Here is a 7,309-nt window from a genome sequence, read left to right on the forward strand (position 1 = left end):
ACAACTTTCTCATATTTCCGGCCGCGATGCGCCTCCTATCTGTGAGAAATGCGGGTTAGCGCTTCGCCAATCCTGCTGGTGACGAAGCCGGGTGACGCCATGCCGTTGGTTTCTGCCGCCGCACATCGGCTGCCGGCGGTTCCGACCCCTCGATCAGCCGCGCCGCTGGTGCCTTCGGACATTCAGCGCGAGAGGATGGAACTGTTCGATGTCTTCGAAGCGCCGCACAACCTTCCCGTCGCGGCGTTTGCCAAGATGGCGGGCAAGTCCCGCAGGTGGATCAGCTACGAGATCAAGGCGGGCAACTTGCTGGCGTTGAACGTAGGCAACCGCGGCCAGCGCGTGCCGGACTGGCACCTCGACCCACTCAAGCACGAGCTGATCCAGTCCGTCCTGAAGCTGACCAGGGGTGCGGACCCCTGGCAGATCTACCATGCACTGCTGCAACCGCGCTCGATGCTGCGGGGGCGTTCGGCACTGGAGGGCGTGACGGCCGGCAATCTCGACAAGCTCGTCATGGCAGTGATCACAGCCGTGAAGGAGAGCGAATGGACCCCGCCGCGAGTCGGGGTCGCCTAGCAGCAGGAATGCGGGATCGTGGCGAAACCGCGATCCCCGCGCGTCCGTCAGGACACCAAGCGCGCGCGGCGGGCGAATCTTGCCTGGGTGTCCGACAAGGAAGCCTCGCGACGGAGCAGGTAAGCCATCACGATCGTTGGTGCGCCGGCCAGCGGCCGCATGGCGATGCCTCGGCGTAGGTAGCTCGCCAGTCTCGCGGCGGGCGCAATGGTGATCCCGTACCCGGCGGCAACCAGCGTCATCACCACATCGAATGTCTCCACCGTTTGCTCCCGCTCCTGCAGCGCGTTCTCGAACACGCGCTGCACGGTCATGCGCCATGGTTCATCGACCGTGGACTGCGAGCAGATCAACGGCTGCTTGAGCACTTCCTGGCACGGCACTTCACGGTAGGCCAGCAAGTGGGAGCGCTTGGCCACGGCGACCGCCAGCGTGCCATGCCACAGCGGTTCGCATACCCAGCCAGGCCACTGCCGGGCAACCGCAGACAAGGCGAAGTCGAAGCCGTCGTCCGGCATCTCCGCGCCTCGACCGGGATCTGTCCAGCCGGCCAGGATGGCATGGGTCTCCGGCTCTTCGGCACGCTGCAGGGCGAGCACGTCGGCGAGCTGGGGAGGCACCCATTCACCGAGGACGGCCATGCGAATTTCGGCGGTGATGTCACTCGATTCCACGTCCAGCTCCCCCAGGCGGTGAACTCGTGGCAACTGATCTCGAAGCCGTTGGATGAGTTAAGTTTAACGTGGTTTAAATCGTGACCGTGTTCGACGCTCTTGGCAATGCCAAAGCGTTCGATCCAAAGGGGCCGCCCCACCGGCACCACTACCTACGAAGCGGAACCAGCCATCGCGTTTGGGGCTGCCGTGCGGGAAGAAAGAACCAACCAGGGCATCGCTCAGGAAACGCTGGCCCACATGGCCGGCATCGAACGGTCACACATGGGCAAGATCGAGCGCGGCGAGCATGTCCCCACGCTCCCTCTCATCCTCAAGATTGCCCGTGCGCTGAAATGCAGTTCCGCCCACTTGATGACTCTGACCGAAGCCAAGCTGGCAGAGTCGGCCCCATCCGCAGATTGAAGCCGGCCCGCACAGCGGTCGCATGCCTACGCCTGATCGTCGTCCTAGCCCCCAAGGGCTGAATCTTCGCGCTTTGCGGCCTCGTTGACGAGCCGCAGGTATGGGTTGTCTGGCGGCGTCTCCTGGAACAGCGCATCCGGGCTGACGAGCAGGTAGCCGTGCAGCCGGCGCGACTTGCGCGGCCCCGTGACTTCGCAGGTCCAGATGTTCAGCCCGCTCGGCTGCTTGCGGTGCTGTCCCAGCTTCTCGAAGCGCTTCTGTACCCACTGCCACCCCTCCAGCTTCTCCTGCTTGGCCAGCGCGGCGACTTGAAGGTACTCCTGCGCGTAGCGCTGGAACACGCCGGGGCTGACGAGGTAGGTCGTACCGGCGACGGTATGCACCAGGGCCTTGGCGTCGTTGATGATGAGCTTGCGCGTCTGGATGCTCTGACGCAGCCAGGCCATGAAGTGCGCCCCGGAGGGCTCCGCGCGATCCTGGGAAGGCGCGAGGCTCATCTGCGGCGGGGGCACGGTCGAAGGGGCCGGCTCGGGCTCGGCGACAGGACAACTCGGGGTCTCCGGTGCTGTGGGCGGAGCGGTGTCGCCCAGCAGGTCGAGCAGCGCGGCCACGCCGGTGTCTGTGGCTGCGGAAGCGATCGGCGCCGTGCTCGCGGGTGCAGCTTCGGTGCCTTCCACGCGCGGCCCATCGGCCACCGCCGGCGCCAGCGGCGGCGGCTCCGCTTGTTCCTCTTCGACCTGCACACGGCCTGCGAACGGCGCCGGCCGGTCGGCGGCATCCCAGATCATCGCCGGCGAGAGTTTCAGGAAGGTGAAGGCGTGCGACCAGCCGGCGTCGCTGGTGACGGCAGCCTTCCAGATCGCCTTGCCATCCGGCGTCGGTTGCACGATGCCGTGATCCTGCAGCACGTTGAACACCGCCGTATTGCTCGCCGGGATGCCGTCGATGCCCTGCGACAGCAGATGTGCGCGCAGCTTGTCGGAGACGGTCTTGCTCACCAGCCACAAGGCGTCTTGGGTCAGCCAACCGTCCGCCGGGCCGTCCTGGTTCAACTTGAATTCTTCCTTGAGCAGGTAGCGCAAGCCGTCGAGCAATTTGCGTTGCAGCGCATGCTTGGGCGCCGCAAGCGCCTTGCTGGGATCGCCGCCGAGTTCCTGGGCGACCGATGCCTGGTCGGCCTGCACGACCAGTTCGCCGAGCGTGCCGGCGTGCTCGTACTGGCCGGCCAGCACGTACAGCAGCGCGGCCCAGAGGTCGGGATAGCCGCTGAGCCAGTCGAAGATGTCCCGATCGAGAAGGCGCGCGTAGAGCAGCCCGGTGGCGGCGCTGTGCAGGCGGTACTCGCGCTCCTTTCGGTAACGGAAGCGGTAGGGCTTTCGCAGCGGGCCGTGCCAGGGATGCCAGACGCTGCCGTCGGCATGTTCGACGTGCAGATCGACCGCAATCTTGCCGATGTCGTGCAGCAGGGCCGCGTAGGCCGTGCCTGCGGTCCAGGCTTCGGCCTGGGCCGCCTGTGCCTCTGGCGTGACGCCCGCAGGCAGCAGGTACGACTGCCGCAATTTCAGCGCATAGGCGACGATCTCCAGGCCGTGGTCCAGCATGCCGCCCGGATAGGCGTGGTGGTGGTTCTCGGAGGCCGGGAACTGCTGGACCAGCTCGGCGTAGCGCTCCAGTGGGGCGAGGTAGAGCGCGGCGAACTGCCGGCGCGAGAGCGATGTGCGCTGCCAGATGTGTTCCAGCAGTTTCTGCCGACGCGGCGTGGCCAGCAGCGATGCGGCCGACTCCGGCCACATCAACCCTTTCGGAGTTTCGATGGCGGAGGTGGGCGGCGTGCCGGAGGTGGGTGGCACCCTTTTGCGCTGGAACAGCGAGAGCATGGCGAACCCCGGATGACGGGCTGCTCAGGGGCGCCTTTTTGGCCTTTTCAGGATAGGGCCTTTCCCCTTGACGCCCTTCCTTTGCCCCTTCCCAGCCCTTTGACCTTTGTCGGAAGCCTTTGGGTATAGGGCCGCTGCTTCGCGAGTGCCACGATGAATGCGGCATGGGCAATCCCGGCAAGTGGGGCGCTGGAGGATGGCCGTCAACGCTGGCCCAGGCCGGCGTCGAGGGCGGCAGCTTGAGCCGCGAAGTCGTCGGGACGGCGCTTGCGGAAGGTTTCGAGATTGCTCAGCTTCCAGCGCAGTGCAGGCAGTTGAGCGGCGTGTGGGCATGCTACCCGCGACCAGTCCGGTTATGCACGCACCATCCCGCTCAGAAACTGCCTGTGCGCTGCACTCAGGCGCTGCGGCAGCTCGCGCCGCAGCCTGGCGCGAGCGTCGAGCAGTGTCTCCAGGGAGCAACCCACTTCGTTCATGCCGACAAAGGCCCGCTCGTACTCGCCGACGATGTCCTTGTCGTTGCCGAACAGCACTTCGTGGGGCGGCCGGTCGTGGCCCGCCAGATAGAGCACGAAGCACTCGACCATGCCGTCGCTGATGTCGCCCGACTCAAAGAGCTGCCACACGTCGAACAGATCGCGCGGGTGCTGCCGATCCAGCGCGGCCACCAGCTTGCTGGCGTACAGCTCGTCCGGCGCCAGAACCGGCAGCTCGAACTCCACGCCGAAAAGATCGCTGGTCCTGGCGCTCAGCGCCCGTCGCTCGACGGGCAGCACGCTGCCCCGGAACACGACGTTGACCTCGATCTTCACCTGGCTGGCGTCGTTCTCGACGATCAGCTTGGTGTCTCCCAGGTCCTTGGCACGAACCAGGCGTGTCTGCACGCCCAGTGGTGCAACGCGCATGGCGATGGCAGCCAGCTCCTCGCTGATGGCTTGCAGCGCTTCGTCGCGCGGCGTCTGCCACGGGAGGTACACCACGTCGATGTCCACCGACAGGCGCGGCATGTCCCGCACGAAGAGGTTGATGGCCGTGCCACCCTTCATGGCGAAGATGTCGTTGGCGAACACGTCGGGCGCGACGGCCAGCAGCAGGCGAACGGTGTCCGCGTAGGTCTTATCCATGAGGTTTCAGGCTCAGCAAGGTGCCGTCATCGAGCCGGCTCATCCAGCGCGTGTTGCTGCCGGTGCGAACCGGGTGCTGCTCCAGCAGGGCATCGACATCCACGAGGCTGGTCTCGCGCGCCCAGGTCAGGAACAGGCGCACGGCCTTCACGCTGGCGCAGCAGGACAGCAGTTGCCCGAGCAAGTCCTTGCGGGGGGAACGCAGTCCATCAAAGAGGTTGCGGGCCTCTTCGAGGCTCTGCTTGACGCCGGCTTCGTACAGCAGCTCCAGCACGGCACGCTCGGGGGCTGCCACCCGCAGATCCTCGGGCAGGCCAGGCGGCGTGGTCAGGGTCTTGGCGGCCAGCGCCGTGTCCGGCCAGTCGAACAGGCGGGCGTGGACATAGCGGGCCGGAAAGCGCGAAGTGAACCAGGCCGGCAACGCGAAGCGACCGTCGCCCCACAGCACCAGCGCCTCCCGGCTGCCCAGGTTGTGCCGCACCCCCTGCAGGGCCAGGGCGCTCTTGCCGCCGACGTGCAGGCCGGGCACGCGCTGTTGCAGGAACTTCAGGGCACCGTAGACCCCGAACTCATCGTTCGGGAAGGCATAGACGCCATGGGCCAGGCGCATGAGCCACCCGCCGTCGGCATAGTGAGCGGCGAGCTGGGGCGACACCCCGAACTGGCTCAGGGTGGCAAGGTCGAACGGTGCCCCGCGGGGGAGTCCCGCCTGCAGCCGCTTGATTACCTGGTGCCTAGAATTTCCATCCATGTTATAGAGATAGCACGGAATCAAATCAGCCCCTAGAGCTATCGCAAGAACGCGCAGAGAAAGTAGCATGATGTTTGATTTGTAATGCACAATCTAATCATCCTGCGACCCAAGCCAACCCGGCTCGGCCAGCCGCAACTTCTTCGAACGGGGGCCTGATGCCTGAGCCGCTGTGCGCAATCTTGCTGGCATCGCTCCGAGGGCCGGCGCTCCCAGTCGAGGGGCGCGATGAGTAGCTGCTGGTGCCATCGTGCGAGTTGATCAGGATGATTTCGTTCGCCTCGTCGCCGTTGATCTGGCTCTCATGGCGAAGGCGCAGCATGTGCTTGGTGTAGTCGCGGCGGTCCTCCTGTCGCACACGGGTCTGGCACACCATGAACGGCTGGAAGCCTTCCTTGCGCAGTTCGGTCAGCAAAGTCGCCGTGGGGATGTAGCTGTACCGCTCGGAGCGGCTTTCGTGCGGGGTGTCCGCGAAGATGGAGGGCGCGACGGCGCGAATCTGATCATCCGACAGCGGATGATGCGACCGAAGCACCGGGGAGCGATGAGAAAAGCGGGACGCGAGTTGCATGGCGATCTCCTTGGATGAGAGACCGGAGTCCCGCCCCACCGGGGAGGAACCCCGGCGGGTGGTGTAACGCCGCTGACGCGACGGTTGGGATCAGGCCTTGGCGAGATGCCAGTCCTGGGACAGCGGAGCGAACTCGTAGCCCAACGCACCGAGACGGTCGCGTTGCTGACGCAGGACGCGGCGATCCACGGTGGCATCAAGCTTGACGATCTCGCCCAGCGGCCAGAGCGCGCCGAACAACACCGCGTCATCCGCATCGACCGATGCATTGGGGGATGCGGCGACCGGCTCGTTGCCGAACGGCGTGGTATCGACCAGCGGATCGCGCGGGCTTCTCTGCTTCGCCTTCGGCTTGGCCGGAGGCGAAGCCGGCGCGGACGACTGCGCTTCCTCGTCGATCGGATCGACTTCCTGCGGGCCCAACTGGCGAGCTTCGTCGCGGCTCAGGGCATCGATGTTGGACAGCGCCATTCCGCCCAGATGGGCGCGGATCTCGATGACCATGCGACCGTTGGCGTTGTACGTGGAGGGGCGAATCTCGACGATGACGAAATCACCGTCGTACTTGCCCTCGCCGTACTGATCGAGTTCGGCGTTCTTGACGACGAACTCGCCGATCGAGGTCGCCAGGCGGCCGACATTGAAGTCGCCGTTGCGGCCATGGATGGTCTTGATGGCCAGTTGGCCGGGGATGGTGATCATGAAAGTCTCCTGCTGACGAAGAGAGGACGAAGCCCCGGGGATGCGCCTTGCGAATCAGAACGACTCGGCAACAGCCCATGCAGGGACGTCGGCAGCGTCGCCGTCGGCAGTTTCGGTGACGTGCTCGGATGACGCCGGCGCCGGGCCTTGCTGCACGGCGGGTACGTCGGATGCCAGAGAGTCCTCCGGATTCCGCTCGTCGGTCTCGGTCGGCTTGGGTTCGGCCTTGTAGACGAGCTTGCCGTCGACCTTGATCCAACTGACGAACAGCAGGCGGGCCTTGAGGCTCACCCCCTGCTCGCCGGCACGCTTGCCCTTGGAGTAGGTGAAGGTGTCGGTCCACAGGTCACCCAGGCGGAACCCGATCATCACCTTCTTCTCGGCATCGACTGCCTGTATGCAACGACGCACCAGGTGCTGCGCTTCAGATCCCGATACGCGCGCGTCGAAGCGCACATACGAGACGTCGTCGCTGGGACCATTGAGTGCAGCAATGTCGCAGGCCAGGAAGGAATCGCCTTTCTTGGGTTTCACTTCGCGGATGCGATTGAGATACCCGAGGCCGGTGATGTGTAAGCGCTCACCCAGCGGCGTCGTTGCTACGCGGCGCGGCTTGAGATATCCGA

At 65.4% G+C, this 7,309-nt stretch carries 7 protein-coding genes and 2 pseudogenes; 2 read left to right on the forward strand and 7 right to left on the reverse strand.

From position 1 onward, the window contains the following. The first annotated feature begins 195 nt into the window (after window positions 1–195). Window positions 196–579 (forward strand): hypothetical protein, encoded by a 384-nt coding sequence (locus tag PLC66_RS21720; protein WP_503012258.1) that lies wholly within the window; start codon window positions 196–198, stop codon window positions 577–579. A 47-nt stretch (window positions 580–626) separates the two neighbouring features. Here the strand turns inward: PLC66_RS21720 and PLC66_RS21725 are convergent, their stop codons facing one another. Next, on the reverse strand, window positions 627–1,253 hold the full coding sequence (locus PLC66_RS21725) for a LysR substrate-binding domain-containing protein (protein WP_324544277.1): 627 nt from the start codon (window positions 1,251–1,253) through the stop codon (window positions 627–629). A 105-nt stretch (window positions 1,254–1,358) separates the two neighbouring features. Between PLC66_RS21725 and PLC66_RS21730 the strand changes: the two genes are divergently transcribed. Continuing rightward, entirely contained in the window at window positions 1,359–1,658 is a 300-nt protein-coding gene (locus PLC66_RS21730) for a helix-turn-helix domain-containing protein (protein WP_003282197.1), read from the forward strand. 44 nt (window positions 1,659–1,702) lie between these two features. Here the strand turns inward: PLC66_RS21730 and mobH are convergent, their stop codons facing one another. The 6 genes and pseudogenes from mobH to PLC66_RS21760 all read right to left on the reverse strand — a co-directional run bounded on the left by mobH (window position 1,703) and on the right by PLC66_RS21760 (window position 7,271). Further along, on the reverse strand, window positions 1,703–3,535 hold the full coding sequence (gene mobH / locus PLC66_RS21735) for a MobH family relaxase (protein WP_324544278.1): 1,833 nt from the start codon (window positions 3,533–3,535) through the stop codon (window positions 1,703–1,705). 203 nt (window positions 3,536–3,738) lie between these two features. Beyond that, a pseudogene (locus PLC66_RS21740) lies at window positions 3,739–4,659 on the reverse strand (nucleotidyl transferase AbiEii/AbiGii toxin family protein). Further along, window positions 4,652–5,410, reverse strand: coding sequence for a type IV toxin-antitoxin system AbiEi family antitoxin domain-containing protein (locus PLC66_RS21745; RefSeq protein WP_324544279.1), 759 nt, complete (start codon window positions 5,408–5,410; stop codon window positions 4,652–4,654). Before PLC66_RS21745 ends, PLC66_RS21740 begins: the two are co-directional and overlap by 8 nt. A 232-nt stretch (window positions 5,411–5,642) precedes the next feature. Continuing rightward, window positions 5,643–5,981 (reverse strand): annotated as a pseudogene (locus PLC66_RS21750) (DUF932 domain-containing protein); the annotation flags it as partial. 90 nt (window positions 5,982–6,071) lie between these two features. After that, complete coding sequence (locus tag PLC66_RS21755; protein ID WP_324542201.1) at window positions 6,072–6,683, reverse strand: DUF3275 family protein; 612 nt, start codon at window positions 6,681–6,683, stop codon at window positions 6,072–6,074. 54 nt (window positions 6,684–6,737) lie between these two features. Next, complete coding sequence (locus tag PLC66_RS21760) at window positions 6,738–7,271, reverse strand: STY4534 family ICE replication protein (protein WP_324544280.1); 534 nt, start codon at window positions 7,269–7,271, stop codon at window positions 6,738–6,740. Window positions 7,272–7,309 lie beyond the last annotated feature (38 nt).

This window comes from Thauera sp. (genome assembly GCF_035444905.1).
Lineage (GTDB): Bacteria > Pseudomonadota > Gammaproteobacteria > Burkholderiales > Rhodocyclaceae > Thauera.